The organism is Modestobacter italicus (assembly GCF_019799965.1).
Classification (GTDB): domain Bacteria; phylum Actinomycetota; class Actinomycetes; order Mycobacteriales; family Geodermatophilaceae; genus Modestobacter; species Modestobacter italicus_A.
The window spans coordinates 187,201-203,897 of the sequence record NZ_JABGCJ010000005.1 but is presented as its reverse complement, the minus strand read 5'-3'; the positions used below and the strand labels follow the sequence as shown (position 1 = coordinate 203,897).

Genomic DNA, 16,697 nt, shown 5'->3' with positions numbered 1-16,697 from the left:
ATGGTGCGTCAGGCGCCGTCCACCTCGCGGCGGAGGCGGGCCATCCGCTCGTGCACCTGGTCCTCCACCTCGTCGGCCTGCGGATCGCACAGCGTGGCGCCCTCGGCGACCAGCCGGCCTCCGGACCACACCTGGCGGAGGTTGCGCAGCGAGCAGGCCAGCACGTACGTGCCGTGGGCGTCCCAGACCGGGCCGGTGTCCGGACGGCGGGGGTCGACGACGAGGAAGTCGGCGAACCGGCCGACCCGCAGGGAGCCCACGTGCTCGTCGATGCCCAGCACCTCCGCCGACCCGCGGGTGTGCAGCTCCAGCACGTCCCGGACCGGCAGCGCCGCGGGGTCGTGATAGGTGGCGCGGACCAGCGACAGCGCCGTGCGCATGTTGCCGAACGGGTCGCTGACGTCGGTGCAGGACTGGTCGTCCAGCCCGATGCCGACCCGCATGCCCGCCGCCCGCATCTCCGGGATCCGCGCCACGCCCGAGGCGAGCCGGCCGTTGCTCATCGGCTGCCAGCTCATCCCGCAGCCGGCCGCGGCCGCCTCGGCGATGATCTCGTCGCTGGTCTGGATGAAGTGCCCGAACACCAGGTCCGGCCCGAGCGCCCCGGCATCCCGGTACCAGGCGAACTTCGACTGCTGCAGCGCCACCTCGTGCGGCGTCTCCAGGAAGTGCGGCTGGTTGAGCAACCCGTGCCGGCGCATGGCAGCGACCTCCAGGACGGCGGCGTCGCGGGACTCCGCCCACTGCACGGTGCCGCTGATCGCGACCCGCAGCAGCAGGTCGGGGTCCAGCGTGCCGGCCAGCCGGACCACCTCGTCCAGGTGCGCCAGCGCCGGGTCGGTCTCGACCGCACCCTGGCCCAGCATCACGCTGTGCACCGAGCGCAGCCCGGCGTCGACCTTCGCCCGGGCCTGGGCGTGCTGGTACAGCGGGTCGGGCAGCGTCGCGGTGTAGCGCGCCACGCCGTCGGACTCCCGCTCGAAGACCAGCCCCGCGTCGGTGAAGTCGTAGGCGGTGGTGATGCCGTTGCGCAGGAAGTCCTGCGCGCCGTGCCGGGTGGTCCAGTAGATGTCCTCGCCGTCGGCGACCTCGGTGTACCGGGTCATCGCCTCGATCCAGCCGTACAGCGACTGGTCCATGCCCAGCCCCCGGGAGCCGGAGGTGAACAGGTGGCTGTGCGCGGAGACGAAGCCCGGGCCGACCAGCGCACCGCCGACGTCGAGCACCCGGTCCGCGGGGACTCCGGCGAGGAGGCCCGCTGGGGGCTCGCCGGGCTCGACGGCGGTGAGCCGGCCGTCGTCGCCGACGGTGAACCAGCCGCGGAAGGGGTCGGAGCGGTCGGGGTCGAGGGTGAGCAGCAGTGCGTTGCGCACGAGGAGACGGGTCACGCGGGGACGATCCCCGGGGCACGTTGCGGGGCCGTTGCGGTCAGGTCACCACCAGGTCCGGTGAGCCGGGCCGGTAGGCGATGAGCTGCAGGCGGTGGCCGGCGGCCTCCAGCAGCAGCGACGAGCGGGCAGCGGCGGGCGGGATGTCGAACGGCGCCCGCTCCTCGGTGCACCCCGCCGCCAGCAGCGTCGCGTGCGCGGCGTCCACGTCGGCCACCCGGTAGGCGACGTGCGCCAGTGCGCCGGTCCGCTCGGCCACCTCCATCAGCTCCAGCTTCGTGCCGGCCGGGTCGGCGAGCATGGCGATGCGCCGGCCGGTGACCACGTGCGTCCCCCAGCGCAGCACCCGGAAGCCGAGCATCTCGACCAGGAAGCCCACCCGGGCGTCGATGTCGGTCTCCTCGGTGCCGACGTGGTCGAGGACCGCGCCGGCCAGCGGGCCGGTCACCGGTCCCGCCGCTCGGCGAGCAGGGCGTGCAGCCGGGCGACGACGACGTCCTCGGACACGGTCTGCAGCACCCCGTCGCGCACCACCACCCGGCCGCCGACGACGACGTGCCGCGGTCGCCGGCCGGGGGAGGCCCACAGCAGCCCGGCAACCGGGTCGGCCACCCCGGCGTCGGCCACCCCGGTGACGTCCCAGCACACCAGGTCAGCGCGCGCGCCGACGGCCAGCCGTCCCAGATCGGGGCGGCCCAGCCCGTCGGCGGAGCCGCGGGTGGCCCAGCCCAGCACCTCCCGGGCGCTCACCGGCCGGCCGACCAGCGGTGCGACCTGCAGCGCGAGGCGTGCGTCGGCGAGCAGGTGCCCGGCGTCGTTGGACCCGCCGCCACTGGTGCCCAGGCCCACGGTCACCCCGGCGTCGGCCAGCGCCGCCATCGGCGCCACGCCCCAGCCCATCGGCAGGTCGCAGCCCGGCGCGTGGGTGGCGGTGACCCCCGCACCGGCCAGCACGGCCACCTCGGCGTCGGTGACGCCGCACAGGTGGGCGAGGGTCACGTCCGGCGCCACCCAGCCCCACTCCTCGAGCAGCTGGAGCGGGCGGCGGCCGTAGCGGGCCTCCGCGACCGCCACGTCGACCTGCTCGTTGGCCTGGGTACGGCGGCGCAGCCCGTGCGCGGCGGCGACCTCGGCCATCAGCCGGAACGTGCCGGCGGAGTCGCTGTGCACCCCGGCCGGGCCGACGGCGACCTGGACCACCCCGTCGGCGGTCACCCCGCCGTGCGGCACCAGCGCGCCGGCGATGGCGTCCGCCGAGGCGGCGGCGGTCTCCGGGTCGTCCCGGGCGCTGCCGCGCACGAACGCCACCCGGCCCCCCAGCTCGCGGGCCGCGGTGGCGGCCGCCGAGGCGATGGCCACCCCACCGTCGGTCAGGGCCGGCCAGGTGAGGTGGTGGTCGGCGACCGTGGTCACCCCGCTCAGCAGCGCCTCCGCCAGCCCGGCCGACGCCGCCGCGTGGGCCAGCTCGTCGTCCACCCCGACCGCGGCGTAGGCGGCGGCCATGGTGGGCAGCCACTGCGCCATCGGCACGCCGCGGGTGCCGGGCAGGGTGCGGAAGGCGGTCTGCAGCAGGTGGTGGTGGGCGTTGACCAGCCCCGGCGTGACGACGCAGCCGGTGGCGTCCAGCACCCCGCCGTCCAGCACCCCGCCGTCCCCGGCCACGGCCGGGCCGAGCGCCGTGACCCGGCCGTCGTCCCCGCACGCCACGTCGATCCCGGCGAGCTCCTCGCCGCTGCCGGTCCAGACGACCCGGGCACCAGTCACCTTCAGCACGCGCAGACCCTGGCAGCCCGGTGTTCCGAACAGGTTCCAGGCGACGCCCGGGCGTCACACCGGTGCAACGCAGGGTCCCTAGCGTGCGCGGCTGTGACCGTCCGACTGCTCACCGAGCTCTCCGCCCCCGTCATCGCCGACCGCCTCGGCCCGGACAGCGTCCTGGTGCTGCCGGTGGGGGCGATCGAGCAGCACGGCCCCCACCTGCCGGTCGCCACCGACCTGATCACCGCCCACGCCCTGGCCGAGCGGGCCGTCGCGCAGTTCGGCGACGAACTCGACCTGTGGCTGCTGCCGCCGCTGGCCTACACCAAGTCCAACGAGCACGCCTGGTCCGCCGGCACCTTCTGGCTGTCGGCCGCCACCCTCACCGCGGTGCTGCACGATCTGGGGCGCAGCGTGGCGCGGACGCCGGCCCGGCGGCTGGCGTTCGTCAACGGGCACGGCGGCAACTCGGCGCTGCTGCAGGTGGTGGCGCGGGACATCCGGCTGGAGACCGGTCTGCGGACCTTCACCCTGCACCCGCGGCTGCCGGCCGACCAGGGCGGCCAGAGCCCGGCCGGCGAGCTCGGCATGGGGGTGCACGGTGGCCACGACGAGACCTCGGTGATGCTGCACCTGCGCCCAGACCTGGTGGACATGTCCCAGGCCCGCCGCTGGGTGCCCGAGCACCTGGCCGGCTACCGGCACGTGCGGTTCGGGGGGTCGGTGTCCTTCGGCTGGTCCTCGGACGACTTCGGGCCCGCCGGGGTGATCGGCGACGCCAGCACGGCCACCGCCGAGGCCGGGGAGCAGCGGGTGGCGGGCATGGTCGCCTACCTCGGCGAGGCGCTGGCCGAGGTGGCCCGCTTCGACCCGGCCCCGCCCGCCTGACCGACCCCGCCCGCCTGACCGGCCCCGCCCGCCTGACCGACCCCGCCCGCCTGACCGACCCCGCCCGCCTGACCGGCCCGGCCACCGCACGTCCGGCGGCCGCCGACCGGCCTCCCGCGGGTCGAGCCGGGTGATGGAGGGGGGAGCCGCGTGCGCCTGCGGCTCCACCCTCCCCGATCCGGGTCGACCCGCAGGCGCCGCCGGCGTCAGCGGCGGGCGGCGACAGGGGCGGTCACCGGCGGGCGGTGGCGGCCCGTGCGCTGGGCGGGGTGAGCCCGCGGGAGGTGAAGAAGCTGTCCCCGAGCTTGCCCGGGTTGAGCAGGCCGAGCGGGTCGCAGGAGTCCTTGAGCGCCACGACCTGCGCGGTGTCCCCGACGAAGCCGCCCTCCTCGACGACGTAGCTGTGCGGGTTCATCACGATCAGGCCCAGCTCGCGGCAGAAGGCGATCAGCTCCTCCAGCGCCTCCTCGTGGTCGCCCAGCCCGACCAGCGGGGTGATGCCCAGCGGGCGGGTGCGGCCCGAGGACGACGCGAACTCCACGTGCTGCAGGAACACCCCCGGGTAGCGGTCGCGGAGCGCGGCGACCTGCGTCAGGAACTCGCTGCGGTCGCTGGCGTACTCGCACTGCAGCCAGGACGACGTCGGCTCGGCCTTGCGGGCCCAGAGGATGGTGTGGCTGAACGGGAACTGGCTGATGTGCGGCTTCGCCGTCCAGTCGATGGTCCGCCCGCCGGCCGCCTCGACCCGCTCGCGCAGGGCCGCCACGTCGCTGCTGTCCACCCACAGCAGGGCGACGTCCTCGCCCGCCTCGTAGAGCGAGACGATCGGGGTCAGCATGGCCGCACCGGCTGCCTCGTGCACCGAGCACAGTCGGACGTGCAGGTCGCCGGCGACCAGGTCGAAGGCGAACGCGGCCAGGGTGGGGAAGTCGCGGAACGCGATGATCAGCGGGGTGTAGTCGTGCGCCGGGACCAGCCGCAGCTCGACGCGGGTGAGCACGCCGATGGTGCCGTAGGTGTGCAGCACGGGCCGGACGTCGTCGCCCTCCAGCCGCACGGTGCGCGGCTCCTCCTCCACGGTGAGCAGCTCGACGGCGAGGATGTTGTCGTCCCACAGGTCCCCGTTCGCGGCGGCGCCGATCCCGCCCGAACCGCCGGAGATGAAGCCCGACGCGGTGGAGATCCGGTAGGTGCTGGGCATGACCGCCAACTCCTGGCCGCCGGCCAGCGCAGCCTCCTCGGCGTCCTTCATGACGGTGCCGGGCAGCACCGAGATGCGGCCGGGCTGCACGTCGAGCACCCCGGCGACGCCGCGGACGTCGATGACCACGCCGCTCTGCAGGGGCAGCGACTGGCCGTAGTTGCCGGTGCCGGCGCCGCGCAGGGTGACCGGCACGCCCAGCCGGGCCGCGGTCGCGACGCAGGCCTGCAGCTCCTCGACGGTCCCGGGGCGCAGCACCGCGTCGACGGTGGTGTCGGCCAGCGCGTTCTCCAGCACGGGGGAGTACCAGGAGAAGTCGCGGAGGTAGGCGCTGGCCTCCGCACCGCCGGGGACGACCCGGTCCTCGCCCAGGAGGCCGGCGAACACCTGCGCGGGGGTGTCCGGGTTCAGGTCGGTGACGGTCATGGCGGCTCCTCGGTACGGGATGGTGGGTTGCGGTGGGCGGCCCGGCCCGGCTGCGTCCTGCGCAGCCTCGTCCGGGCCCGTCTCGGGAGGAGAACGCGCCGATCACGTTCTCGGGTCACGTGCTCGGGTCGGGTCTCCGGGTCAGGGCTCCCGGGCGGCGAGCACCCGCTCGGCCTCGCGCCCGGCCGCGGGGTTGGCGACACCGGCGCGGGAGCCGGCCAGCTTGGCCCGGATGTGGTCGCCGACCGTGACCGGTGGGAACGCCGAGCCTCCGTCGGCGTCCCGGCAGGTGGGCAGCGTCTCGATGACCGCGTCGACGTCGCCGTCGTGGAAGTAGGCCGCCGACCGCCGGCGCTCGATCCGGCCGGCGACGATGGGCGGCTTGACCCGGTGCAGGGTGGACAGCCAGCGCTCGTTGGTCCAGCGGGCCATCAGGTCCCCGAGGTTGACCAGCAGCGCGTCGTCGGCGGGCTGGACGTCGTGCCAGCCCCCGTCGCGGCCGAGCACCTGCAGGCCGCGGACCTGGTCGGCCCAGAGCACGGTGACGATGCCGTAGTCGGTGTGCTCGCCCATGCCCGTGAGGTCGCCGTCCAGCGTCACCTCTCCGGGGGGCAGCGCGTAGTTGTTCATCCGGAGCACGTCGAGGCTGTGGCCGGTGTACCGGTCGAAGAAGCCCGGGGGCAGGCCGAGCGCGTCGGCGAAGAGCGTGGTGAGCGTGCGCGCCACCCGGCCGGCCTCGGTGAACCAGGCCGACACCGCCGGCTGGAACCCTGGGGCCTCGGCCGGCCACACGTTCTCCGCGTAGTCCGTCGCCGGCAGCTCGAGGCCGGGGTGGTCGGAGGCCGCGGCACCGACGTTGAACGCCTCGAAGAAGTCGTGCATCCGGTTCGACGGCGCCAGCCCCAGGCTCAGGCTCAACGACTCGGTCCTGGGCGCGGTGTAGCCGCGGTTGACCTCCGGCGGCGTCCGGTACGCGCTCTTCACCTCCGCCGGCAGGGCGAAGAACTCGTCGAGCGCCGCGGCGAGGGCGGCCGAGACGTCCGCGGGCACGCCGTGGCCGACGACCTGCACGAAGCCGACGGTGCGGGCCGCGTCGTCGAAGGCCCGGGCGGCGGCCTGCCTCCCGGCGGTCGACCCGTCCGGGTCGACGTAGGCGGAGACGTCCACGGTGGGCACGGTGAAGTCGGTCATCGGTCCTCTCCTCGGGTCAGGCGCCAGATGCGGTCGCGGCTCATCGGCAGCTCGTGCGGCCGGACGCCGATGGCGTCGCGCACCGCGTTCGCGATGGCCGGGGCCACCGGGTTGTAGGGGGCCTCGCTCATCGACTTGGCGCCGCGCGGGCCCAGCGCGTCGTGGGTGTCGGCGAACAGCACGCGGGTGGCCGGCACGTCGCCCAGCTGCGGGGTCCGGTAGTCCCGGAAGCCGCGGGTGAGCACCCGCCCCTCGGCCAGCACCAGCTCCTCCTGCAGCGCCGAACCGATCGCCTGCGCGACCCCGCCCTCGACCTGGCCGCGCAGCTGCTCGGGGTTGAGCACCACCCCGGCGTCGACGGCCTGCACGGAGTCGAGCAGGCGCACCTCACCGGTCCCGGCGTGCACCGCGACCCGTACGGCGTGCACGTTGAACGCCACCGACCGGCCGGTGCCGGTGTTCACGCCGGTCCCCGACAGCGGGCCGGCCAGCCGGCGGACGGCGTCCGGGCCGCCCAGCGCGTCGAGCTGGCGGCGCACCTCCTCGGCGGCGTGCTGTACCGCCTGACCGGCGACCACCGATCCGGTCGACCCGAACGCCCCGGAGTCGTAGCCGGAGGTCGCGGTGTCGGAGGTGACCAGGCGGACGCGGTCGGGGGAGAGGCCGAGGACGTCGGCGACGAGCTGGGTGTGCACCGTCGCGGTGCCGTTGCCGAACTCCGCCGTCCCGACCTCGACGGTGGCGGTGCCGTCGGGGTCGAGGACGACGCGGGCGTGCGAGTGGTGGCCGCGCGGCGGGATGGTCGCGATCATCGCCAGCGCCATCCCCTCGCCGAGCGTCCAGCCCCCGCCGGGGGGCGCCGGGGTCGCCGCCGTGTCGGCGAGCGCCTGCTCGGCGAGGTCCAGGCACTGGTCGAGCCCGTAGCTGCCGAACGCCAGGTCGGTGTTCGGGTACCCGTCGACCACGAACGGGTCACCCGGCACGACCACGTTGCGGCGGCGCAGGTCGAACGGGGAGAGACCCACCCGGCGGGCCAGCTCGTCGAGCGCGGACTCGATGGCGAACACCACCTGGCCCAGGCCGTACCCGCGGAAGGCGCCGCTCGGCGGGTTGTTCGTGTAGACGGCCTCGGCGTCCACCCGCTTGTTCGGGACGCGATAGGCAGCCACCGACTCGTGCACGCCGTGGTACATCACCCCGGGCCCGTGGTTGCCGTACGCGCCGGTGTCGCTGAGCACGTCGACGTGCAACGCGGTGAGCCGGCCGTCCGGGTCCGCGCCCACGGCCACCGTCACCCGCATCGGATGCCGCATCGGCACGGCGGTGAACTGCTCCTCGCGGGTCAGCTCCAGCTGCACCGCACGGCGGTCGCCGCGCCCGGCCAGCCGCAGCGCGGCCAGCGCGACCACGTCCTCGACCAGCAGCTCCTGCTTGCCGCCGAAGCCGCCGCCGACCCGGGCGGCGACGACCCGCACCCGCTGCGGATCGCGGCCGAGCACCCGGGCGAGCTCGTCGCGGACCAGGAAGGGCACCTGGGTGCTCGTCCGCACCACCAGCGTCCCGTCCTCGTCGACCCAGGCCCGGGCCCCGTGGGTCTCCAGCGCGGCGTGGGTGACCCGGGCGCTGGTCCAGGTACCGCGGACGGTGTGCGCCGCCGTGGCCAGCGCGGCGGTCACGTCGCCGACCTCCCCGTGCGACGCGGCGACCACGTTGCGGCAGGGCTCGGCGATCCGGGACGCCGCGGCGTCCTTGTCACCGTGCACCAGCGGCGCGCCGGGGGACCGGGCCGCCTCGGGGTCGAAGACCGCCGGCAGCGGCGCGTACCCGACCTCGACCAGTGCGGCGGCGCGTTCGGCGAGGGCGGCCGAGGTCGCCACCACGGCGGCGACCCGCTGCCCGCGGAAGCGCACCACCTCGTCGAACAGCCGGGTGTCGTCGGGGTCGTCGAGCCGGTTCTCGTGCCGGCCGGTGGAGTACAGGACGTCGGGTGCGTCGGCGGAGGTGAGCACCAGCTCGACGCCGGGGAGTGCTTCCGCCCGCGAGGCGTCGATCGAGACGATCCGGGCGTGGGCCTGCTCGGCGCGGACCAGCCGCACGTGCAGCACCCCGGTGTCGGGCAGGTCCAGGGCGTAGGGCTCGCGGCCGGTGACCACCCGCGGTCCGGCGGGGGCCGCGACCGAGGTGCCGACCGCCCCGCAGCCCGGGCCGGTGCGGGCTGCGGTCACGTTGTCCCGGCCGGCGAGCGCGTCCCGGACGGACCGGTAGCCGGTGCACCGGCAGAGGTTGCCCTTGAAGGCCCGCTCCGGCTCCTCGACGGAGACCGTCCCGTCCGCGTCGGCCAGCGCCGTCGCGGTGACCACCCAGCCCGGCGTGCAGAAGCCGCACTGGAACCCGGCCGCCGCGACGAACCGGCGCTGCACCGCCGAGGGCTCCTCCGGGGTGCCGAGCCCGGCGGCGGTGGTGACCGACCGGCCAGCTGCGCGCAGGGCCGGGGTGATGCAGGAGTGCACCGGCGAACCGTCCAGGAGCACCGTGCAGGCCCCGCAGTCCCCGGTGTCGCAGCCCTTCTTGACCGCCGTCCCACCGCACTCCCGGATCCAGGTGCGCAGACACTGGCCCGGCCTCGGCGTGCCGGGGACGTCGGCTCCGTCGAGCTTCACGACGCCGCCCCGGCGAGCTCCGCGCACACCCCGACCGCCAGGCGCGCGGTCTGCGCGGCCCGCCAGTCCGGGGCGCCGTGGACGTCGGCGTACCAGCCGACCGCGGCGCCGGCGTCGGCCACCGCCGCCCGTACGACCTGCTCGTCCGGGGCCGGGGGCAGGGTGAGGACCACCGGACGGGGGACCGAGGCGGTCAGCGTGAGCACCACGGCGTCCGGGTCGCGCCGGCCGATGACCAGGGCCGCGCTGCGGCCGTAGGTGGTCAGCGAGGCCCGGCCGAAGGCGGTCGGGGCCCGCAGCGCCGGCCCGGGGAGGTCGACCGCGCGGAGCACCTCACCGGGCCGCAGGTCGACGGTCCCGGCGCCGGTCACGAACGCGGCGACCGGGGTGCGGCGCTCCGCGCCGTCGGGGGTCCAGACGACCGCCTCGCCACCGAGGGAAGCGGTGAGCGCGATCATCGCGCCGGCCGGCAGCCCGAGGCAGAGGTTCCCGCCGACGGTCGCCGCGGCCTGCACCTTGAACGACATGAGCAACGCGTCGGCGCACTGCCGGGCCAGCCGGGAGGCGGGCCAGGGGGCCTGCCGGACCTGCGCGACGGTGCAGGTGGCGGCCAGCCGCAGGCCGCCGTCCGGCCGTGGCTCCCACGGCGACCACCCCGTGGTGGTGAGGTCGACCAGCCCGGTGACCCCCGGTTGCGGTGCCGAGAACAGCCAGGTGCCACCGGCCAGCAGCCGCTCACCCGGTGCCAGCGCGAGGCCGGCCCGGTCCGCGACCTCCCGGTGGCTCTCCACCCAGGCCAGGTCCATCACTCCACCTCCACGAGCCGGTCGTAGGTGACGCTGATCGCCGAGACGCGGTCGCGACCGGTGCGCCCCACCCGGGTCAGGACGCCGTCGGCGAGCACGGCGACCAGGCTCATCGCGGCGGCGTACGAGTCGTAGGCCAGCGCCCCCTGCACCGGGCACGGCAGCCAGACCCGGGCCGCGTCGGCGTGCCCGGCGGCGGTCGGGTCGCCGAGCAGCACCACGTCGGCACCGGTGGCCGCGGCCGTGGCCAGGAACGCCGCGAACCCGGCCGGCCGCCGCCGGAAGCCGACGGCCACCACCGCGTCGCCGGGGCCCAGGTCGGCCAGCTCCTCACCGACCACCTGTCCCGGGAGCGGCGCCAGCGTGACCCGGGGACGGGCCTGGACCAGCTGCTCGCGCAGGTGCAGCGCCACGGGGTGGCTGTTCCGCCAGCCGACGACCAGCACCGAGCGGGCCTCGGCCAGCAGGGTGACGGCGTCGGCCAGGCCCGGCTGGTGCACCGCGGTGGCGACGGCGTCCGCCTCGGCCGCGGCGTGACCGGAGAGGTCCGGCGGGCCGGCCGGCCGGCCCGGCTCGCCCTCGGTGCGCAGGGCGCGCAGGTGCGCCCGGACCTCGTCGAAGGAGGCGAACCCCAGGGAGCGGAACAACCGGCTCATCGTCGCCTTCGACACCCCGGCCAGGGCAGCGAGCTCGGCCGCGCGGTAGATCGCGAGGTCGTCCAGGTGCTCCAGCAGCGTCTCGGCGGCCCGGCGCTCCTGGGCGGTGAGCTGCGGGTGGCGCCGGGCGATCCGCTCGTCGATCCGCGGTCCGGTCACGGCCGGCTCCGCACCGCTGCCGCGACCGAGCGCACGGCGGCCTCGAAGGCGTCCAGCCCACGGGCGACGTCGACCTCGCGGACGTCCTCGTCGGGGGAGTGGCTGATCCCGTCGGCGCAGCGCAGGAAGAGCATGCCGACATCGGTCACCGCGGCCAGCGCCATCGCGTCGTGGCCGGCGCGGCTCCACAACCCCATCGGCTCGGCGGCGCCGAGGTCGTCGGTGGCCCGGATCCCGTGGGCGACCGCCTGCTGCAGCCACCCCGCGCACGGCGCGGCGGGCGCCCGGTGGGTCTCCACGACCTCCAGACCGAGCCCCCGCCGGTCGCAGATCCCCGCGATCTCGGCGCGCATCACGTCCCACATCGCGTCCCGCTCCTCGTCGGTGGCGGCGCGCAGGTCCAGGGTGAGGTCGGCCCGCCCGGGGATGACGTTGACGGCACCGGGCAGCACCTCGAGCCGGCCGACCGTGGCGATGGCGTCGCCGGCCCGGGCCAGCCGCTCGACGGCGACGACTGCCTCGCTGGCCCCGACCAGCGCGTCGCGTCGCCGGGGGTAGGGGGTGCCACCGGCGTGCCGGGCCTCGCCGAGCACCGAGAGCCGGAAGCGCCGGGCCCCGGCGATGGCGGTGACGTACCCCAGCGACCGGTCGGCGGCCTCCAGGTACGGCCCCTGCTCGATGTGCGCCTCCAGGTAGCCGACCAGCTCGGCCGGCCGCCGGGCCGCGTCGCCGACCCGGTCCGGGTCGAGGCCGAAGTCGCCGAACGCCCGGTGCAGGGTCACCCCGTCGTCGTCCCGCAGGTCCCACCAGGCGGGGTCCCAGGTGCCGGCGACCGCCTGGCTGCCCAGCAGCGCCTTGCCGAACCGGGCGCCCTCCTCGTCGCTGAACCCGACGACCTCGAGGGCGAAGGGCAGGTCGGCACCGCGCAGCCGCTCGGCCACCGCCACGGCCATGACGACGCCGAGCATCCCGTCGAAGCTGCCGGCGTCGGGGACGGTGTCCAGGTGCGAGCCGAGCACCAGCGCGGGCTGCCCGGGGGCGGCGCCCTCGCGGCGGCCCCACTGGTTGCCGGCCGCGTCCTGCCAGGTGCGCAGGCCGGCCAGCTCCATCCACCCGGCCGTGAGCCGGTTGGCCGCCGCGTGCTCTGCGGTGAGGTGCAGGCGCTCGAGGTGCTGCGGGTGGGCGGAGAGCTGGTCGAGCTCGGCGCAGCGGGCCAGCACGCCGGCGGCGGAGGTCGGGGGTGCGCTCATCCGGCGTACACCTCCCGCGCGGCGCCGACCGCGCCCCCGGCGGTCACGGCCCCGCCGCAGCCGCGGAGCACCTGTTCCAGGGCGGCCAGGGTGGTCAGCACGGCGTCCCGGCGGGCGTTGTAGCCCATCGTGCCGATGCGCCAGACCCGGCCGTGCAGGGGCCCGAAGGAGGTGCCGATCTCGATGCCGAAGTCCTCGAGCAGCGCCGTCCGCACCGCCTCGCCGTCCACGCCCTCGGGGATGAGCACCGCGACGACGTTGGTCATCTTGTGCGCGGTGTCGCCGAAGACCTGCAGGCCGAGGCCACGGACCCCGGCGAGCATCGCCCGGCCGTGCAGTTCGTGCCGGGCGACCGCGGCGTCGAGGCCCTCCTCGACCAGCAGCCGCGCGCACTCGCGGGCCGCGTAGAGCATGGTCGCGGCCTCCGTGTGGTGGTTGAGCCGGCGCGGGCCCCAGTAGGCCATCACCTGGGCGAGATCGAGGTAGTTGGAGGCGATCCGGGTGCCGCGGTCGGTGTCGTCGTCGGCGCGGATGCCGGCCTCCACGTGCGTGCGGCCCTCGATCAGCCCGGCCGCGCGCGGCGAGAGGGTGATCGGGGCGCTGCCGGACGGTCCGCCGAGGCACTTCTGCAGGCCCGCGGTGGCGACGTCGATCCCCCAGGCGTCGGTCTCGAAGGGGTTGCCGCCGAGGGAGGCGGTGGCGTCGCAGTACAGCAGCACGTCGTGCCGGCGGCAGATCTCACCGATCTCGGCCAGCGGCTGGCACATGGTGGTGGAGGTGTCGCCGTGGACGACGGCGAGCAGCCTGGGCCGGACCCGGACGACGGCCTCCTCGACGACCTCCGGCGGGACCACCTCGCCCCACGGCGCCTCGACGGTGTGCACCTCGGCACCGCAGCGCGCCGCGATCTCGGCGAGCAGGTGACCGAACCGGCCGAACACCGGGACCAGCACGCGGTCGCCCGGTTCCAGCAGCGACACCAGGGCCGCCTCGATGCCGGCCCGTGAGGTGCCGTCGACGAGGAACGTCTGGTCGTTGGCCGTGTGGAAGACCTGCCGGTACAGCGCCATCGTCTCGCTCATGGTGCCGGTCATGAACGGGTCGAACTGGCCGACCAGCTGGGCCGACATGGCCCGCAGCACGCGCGGGTCGACGGTGATCGGGCCAGGGCCCATCAGCAGCCGGGGCGGGACGTGCAGCTCGCCGGTGGGGACCATCAGGCGCTCCTCTCGAGCTGGGTGCCCCAGGTGCGGTCGGGGCGGTCGGGGTCCACGGCGCGCCCGCGCACGAGCGTGTGCGTCACCCGGCCGGGGAGGGTGAGGCCGTCGTAGGCGGAGATCGGGTTGCGGTGGGCCAGCTGCTCGGCCACCACCACGGTGTCCGCGGCGGTGTCGTGCACGACCAGGTCGGCGTCGGCGCCGACCTCGATCCGGCCCTTGCCGGACAGCCCGACGAGGTCGGCGGTGTTGCGGGACGTCCAGCGGCTCACCGTGGCCACGTCGACGCCGCGCCGGGCGGCCTCGGCGGCGACGGCGGTGAACCCGACCTGCAGGCCGGACACGCCGCCCCAGGCCTGCTGCAGGTCACCGTCGCCCCGTGACTTCTCCGCCGCGGTGGCGGGGGAGTGGTCGCTGACCACGCAGTCGATGACGCCCGCGGTCAGCGCCGCCCACAGCTCGTCGCGGTTGCCGGCGTCCCGGATCGGCGGGCAGCACTTGAACTGCGGCGCGGCGTCGGGGATCTGCTCGGCGCTGAACGTCAGGTAGTGCGGGCAGGTCTCCACCGTCACGGGCAGCCCCTCGTCCCGGGCGGCGTGGAGCAGCGGCAGCGCCCGGGCGCTGGACAGGTGCAGCACGTGGACCCGGGCGCCGGTCTCGCGTGCGCCGTCGACCACCTGCCGGATCGCCGCGGTCTCGGCGTCGTCCGGCCGGCTGAGCAGGAAGTCCGCGTACGCCCGGCTCGGCCGGGCCGGGGCCGCCTCGAGCACGGCGGCGTCCTCGGCGTGCACGATGACCAGCCCGCCGAAGCCGGCGACGCGCCGGAGGACGCGCGAGAAGCCGGTGGGGTCCAGGGGCGGGAACTCGTCGACGCCGCTGGGGGAGAGGAAGCACTTGAAGCCGAACACCCCAGCTGCCCACAGCGCCTCGAGATCACCCTCGTTGCCCGGCACCGCGCCACCCCAGAAGCCGACGTCGACGGCGAGCCGGTCGCGCGCCGCCTCCTGCTTGCGGCGGAGGTGGTCGACCGTGGTGGTGGGCGGGATCGCGTTGAGCGGCATGTCGACCAGCGTGGTGACGCCGCCGAGCGCGGCCGCCCTGGTCGCGGTGGCGAACCCCTCCCAGTGGGTGCGGCCCGGTTCGTTGACGTGCACGTGGGTGTCGACCACGCCGGGCAGCAGGTGCGCGGTGTCGGGCACCTCGAGCGCGCCGTCGACCGGGTCGTCGTAGGGGTCGATCGCGGTGATCCGGCCGCCGGAGACGCGCACCGTGGCCGGCCGGACCGTGTCGCCGACGAGCACCCGTCGGGCGCGCACGGCGGTGACCTCCGCGGGGACGATGGTCACGCGAACGCCGGCACGCTGGCCCACGCGCGGGGTTCGGCGGGGACGCCGGCGCGCTGGAGGGTGGCCTGGATCAGCCCGTAGGGCCGGTCCGCCGCGACGAACACCTTGCCGCCGTTGGCCGTCCCGAACGGGCCGAGGTCGACCTCGAAGTGGTGCTTGTTCGGGCAGCTGATCCGGATTTCGGCGATCTCCGGGACGGCGTCCATCGCCGCGGTGCCCATCGCGTGGATGGTCTGCTGCAGGGCGAGGCTGTGCGTGCCGGCGAAGGCATCGACCATCGCGGCGCGGACGGCGGACCAGGCGGTGTCCCAGTCCAGCGCAGTGGTGGTGTACCGCCACCAGGCGGTGACGCTGGTGGCCAGGATCCGGTCGGTGGTCTCGGCCAGGGTGGTGAACCGGTCGCGCGGGAAGCCGGAGAACTCGCTGCCGGTGCTCTTCAGCACGGTCAGGTCGGTGAGCCCGCCGAGGACGAACGTCTCGTCCCCGTCGGTCTGCACCACCGCGGTGCGGGTCTCCCGGCCGGACCGGGCGAAGGAGTGCCCCTCGCCGCCGGTGCCGGCACCGATGCGCTCCCAGGCGTACTGCTCGGCGGACATCTGCGTGCCCGTCACCCACGGCTGGGCCCGCCAGTGGCCGGCGAGCGCGAGCAGGAACGCCTCGGGGGAGGTGACGCCGTGCTCCTCGGCGAGGGCGTAGACGGTGTTCTTCTGCGTGTCGGTGGCGTGGACGTGCGCGTTGTCCCCGTCGGTGTAGGCCGCTCCGAAGTCCCCGCGCAGCTGGGTGGTCACGTTGAGGTCGGCGATCGCGTGCACCGCGGTGTCCCGCTCGATCCGGACCAGCCGGCACTCGGCCTTGCCGTACTGGTGCGGGCCCAGCACGTAGGTGTTGCTCATCAGGACCCCCGGTAAGTGGTGTAGGCGAACGGGCTCAGCAGCAGGGCGACGTGGTGGTGCTCGCCCTCGGTCACCGTGAAGGCCACGGTGACCTCGGGGTGGAACGTCTCGCGCTGCTGGGCGGCGAACCACGCGCCGGTGGCGAACCGCACGGTGTGCACCCCGGCCGGCAGGTCGCCGTCGTGGCGCCAGCGGCCGTCGTCGTCGGTCCGCCCGGCGGTGGTGCCGCCGCCGGGCCGGGTCAGCACGAGGTCCAGGCCGGCCGCGGGCCGGCCCAGGACGGCGTCCAGGACGTGGGTGCTGACGGTGCTCATGACGTGACCAGCCCCTCCAGTCGCAGCAGTGCGATCTCCGCCAGCTGGGCCCGGGTGACCTCGAGCTCCGTGGCGGGGTCGTGGGTGAGCCGTTGCTCCAGGAGCTCGAGCAGCTCCGGCCCGGTGCGTCCGGCGGCGCGGACCAGGTAGATCCGGCCGAACCGCTCCTCGTAGCGCCGGTTGCCCTCGGCCAGACGTCCTCGCAGGTCCGCGTCGGCCGGGTCCACGCCGGCCTGCTCGCGGCTGGACAGGGCGGCGCCCGCTCCGTCGCCGGTCGGCCGTTCGCCGATCCGCGGGTGGTCGGCCAGCGCCGCTGCGACCTCGGCGTCGGTCCAGGCGGCCGCCTGCGACCGGGCGGCGGCGAGGAGCTGGTCGACGCTCCCGTGCGGCCGGCCCGCGACCAGCGTGGACACGAACGAGGGGATGCCGGCGCACTGCCGGACCAGCTCCGCCGCCGCGTCGGCCGGCAGGGCGTCGAACTCCGCGATGCGCACCCGGCGACGGTAGGAAACCGGAGTTTCACCCGCGTTTCGATCGTCTCAGC

At 75.7% G+C, this 16,697-nt stretch carries 15 protein-coding genes; 1 reads left to right on the top strand and 14 read right to left on the bottom strand.

What is annotated here, in order from left to right; translation table 11 throughout:
* Positions 1-8: 8 nt before the first annotated feature.
* The 3 genes from HLA93_RS14015 to HLA93_RS14005 are packed head-to-tail and all read right to left on the bottom strand — an operon-like array spanning position 9 to position 3,161.
* Entirely contained in the window at positions 9-1,388 is a 1,380-nt protein-coding gene (locus HLA93_RS14015) for an amidohydrolase family protein (RefSeq protein WP_222195007.1), read from the bottom strand.
* A 40-nt stretch (positions 1,389-1,428) separates the two neighbouring features.
* Positions 1,429-1,836 (bottom strand): VOC family protein, encoded by a 408-nt coding sequence (locus HLA93_RS14010; protein WP_222195006.1) that lies wholly within the window; start codon positions 1,834-1,836, stop codon positions 1,429-1,431.
* The gene (locus HLA93_RS14005; protein WP_222195005.1) at positions 1,833-3,161 is read right to left on the bottom strand and encodes an amidohydrolase family protein; all 1,329 of its coding nucleotides are present in this window, start codon (positions 3,159-3,161) and stop codon (positions 1,833-1,835) included. The genes HLA93_RS14010 and HLA93_RS14005 overlap by 4 nt, the downstream gene beginning before the upstream one ends.
* 93 nt (positions 3,162-3,254) lie before the next feature.
* Here HLA93_RS14005 and HLA93_RS14000 point away from each other — a divergent pair, with 93 nt between their 5' ends.
* Positions 3,255-4,034, top strand: coding sequence for a creatininase family protein (locus tag HLA93_RS14000; RefSeq protein WP_222195004.1), 780 nt, complete (start codon positions 3,255-3,257; stop codon positions 4,032-4,034).
* 232 nt (positions 4,035-4,266) lie between these two features.
* On the opposite strand, the gene HLA93_RS13995 is transcribed toward HLA93_RS14000, so the two are convergent.
* The 11 genes from HLA93_RS13995 to uraD all read right to left on the bottom strand — a co-directional run bounded on the left by HLA93_RS13995 (position 4,267) and on the right by uraD (position 16,647).
* Entirely contained in the window at positions 4,267-5,661 is a 1,395-nt protein-coding gene (locus HLA93_RS13995) for an FAD-binding oxidoreductase (protein ID WP_222195003.1), read from the bottom strand.
* A 141-nt stretch (positions 5,662-5,802) separates the two neighbouring features.
* Positions 5,803-6,852, bottom strand: coding sequence for an isopenicillin N synthase family dioxygenase (locus HLA93_RS13990; protein WP_222195002.1), 1,050 nt, complete (start codon positions 6,850-6,852; stop codon positions 5,803-5,805).
* Complete coding sequence (locus HLA93_RS13985) at positions 6,849-9,512, bottom strand: molybdopterin-dependent oxidoreductase (protein WP_222195001.1); 2,664 nt, start codon at positions 9,510-9,512, stop codon at positions 6,849-6,851. Before HLA93_RS13985 ends, HLA93_RS13990 begins: the two co-directional genes overlap by 4 nt.
* Positions 9,509-10,318 carry an FAD binding domain-containing protein gene (locus HLA93_RS13980; RefSeq protein ID WP_222195000.1) on the bottom strand — a complete coding sequence of 270 codons (810 nt, stop codon included), beginning with the start codon at positions 10,316-10,318 and terminating at the stop codon, positions 9,509-9,511. Before HLA93_RS13980 ends, HLA93_RS13985 begins: the two co-directional genes overlap by 4 nt.
* Positions 10,318-11,133 (bottom strand): MurR/RpiR family transcriptional regulator, encoded by an 816-nt coding sequence (locus HLA93_RS13975; protein ID WP_222194999.1) that lies wholly within the window; start codon positions 11,131-11,133, stop codon positions 10,318-10,320. The genes HLA93_RS13980 and HLA93_RS13975 overlap by 1 nt, the downstream gene beginning before the upstream one ends.
* Positions 11,130-12,383 (bottom strand): allantoate amidohydrolase, encoded by a 1,254-nt coding sequence (locus tag HLA93_RS13970; protein WP_222194998.1) that lies wholly within the window; start codon positions 12,381-12,383, stop codon positions 11,130-11,132. The genes HLA93_RS13975 and HLA93_RS13970 overlap by 4 nt, the downstream gene beginning before the upstream one ends.
* Positions 12,380-13,600, bottom strand: a complete 1,221-nt coding sequence (locus tag HLA93_RS13965; protein ID WP_222194997.1) for a pyridoxal-phosphate-dependent aminotransferase family protein — start codon at positions 13,598-13,600, stop codon at positions 12,380-12,382. Before HLA93_RS13965 ends, HLA93_RS13970 begins: the two co-directional genes overlap by 4 nt.
* Positions 13,600-14,946, bottom strand: coding sequence for an allantoinase AllB (allB, locus tag HLA93_RS13960; RefSeq protein ID WP_308128129.1), 1,347 nt, complete (start codon positions 14,944-14,946; stop codon positions 13,600-13,602). The genes HLA93_RS13965 and allB overlap by 1 nt, the downstream gene beginning before the upstream one ends.
* A complete protein-coding gene (pucL, locus tag HLA93_RS13955) occupies positions 14,943-15,839 on the bottom strand; it encodes a factor-independent urate hydroxylase (RefSeq protein ID WP_222194996.1) in 897 nt (298 codons plus the stop codon). Before pucL ends, allB begins: the two co-directional genes overlap by 4 nt.
* Entirely contained in the window at positions 15,839-16,153 is a 315-nt protein-coding gene (uraH, locus tag HLA93_RS13950; RefSeq protein WP_222194995.1) for a hydroxyisourate hydrolase, read from the bottom strand. The genes pucL and uraH overlap by 1 nt, the downstream gene beginning before the upstream one ends.
* Complete coding sequence (gene uraD / locus HLA93_RS13945; protein ID WP_222194994.1) at positions 16,150-16,647, bottom strand: 2-oxo-4-hydroxy-4-carboxy-5-ureidoimidazoline decarboxylase; 498 nt, start codon at positions 16,645-16,647, stop codon at positions 16,150-16,152. The genes uraH and uraD overlap by 4 nt, the downstream gene beginning before the upstream one ends.
* Between the last annotated feature and the right edge of the window lie 50 nt (positions 16,648-16,697).